The following is a 916-nucleotide window of genomic DNA, read 5'->3' on the forward strand; positions in this document are numbered from 1 at the left end:
TACGCCATTATCGGAACCTGCATCTACAGTTTCTATATTTTTAAAAGTGAGCCCGTGAACTTCCAGCTCACCGTTCCCATTAAATGAAAACTCATCAACCCCACTGGTGCCTATTAATTTATCTGAATTATTCTGAGCGGTTTCTATCCGATTCAGGTTATAAAAATACATATTGTCGACATTAATAGTCCCTGTATCGTCAACAATTGTATAAACATCATCACTACTGGAATCACCCGTCAGGGTGCCACCACCACCACGGAAAGTTTCTGCATTAGAGATCACAATGCCCGCATGGTTTACTTGATTAGTGCCCACCAACGTCCAGTTGTGATCTTCAATTGTGTCATCAGTCAGGGTACTGGTGATGGTATCGGTATCACCGGAACCCTCACCAGCTGCAATACTATTGATTCCGGTAAAGGCTACACTATTTACCCCTACCTGAATTTTATTGTCAGCTGAAACACCTATCGTAAATGCTTCACTATTAGCATCCGTGCCAATTAATTGTGAATTATCCGCCTGAACAACTTCTATATTTGAGAAGGTTATCAAGCTGCTAAGTACTTTTTTGTTGGTATCTGTCAAGCTCCAGCTTTCCCCGGCAAGACCAACAACAGTATCGTCTCCTTCCTTAGTATCCAGTGAACTGATACCCGAGAATATTATACCATTAGCCTTGAACGCTTTATCGGCTATAACTTCAATCCAATCAGCATCATCAGATCCTTCGACCCAGCCATCCGTTGCTTCCGCAACCTCAACCTCCTCAAAATTAATTCCGCTGGTCTCCAACTGGAACTGATTACTCAATCCTTTAAGAGTGACCATTGTATTGCTGGCTGCAATAACCGTATCGCCATCAGAACCTTGCCCACCAGCAAGCACTGAGGATACATCTTCAAAACTGATG

1 protein-coding gene is annotated in these 916 nt (G+C 42.8%); it reads right to left on the bottom strand.

Annotated elements, in window-relative coordinates; all coding sequences use genetic code 11:
* The coding region (locus tag ACCI49_RS24825) for a hypothetical protein (RefSeq protein WP_371841942.1) at window positions 1-916 on the bottom strand (916 nt) is incomplete at both ends.

The sequence above is a fragment of the Microbulbifer epialgicus genome (assembly GCF_041447265.1).
Taxonomy (GTDB): Bacteria; Pseudomonadota; Gammaproteobacteria; order Pseudomonadales; family Cellvibrionaceae; genus Microbulbifer; species Microbulbifer epialgicus.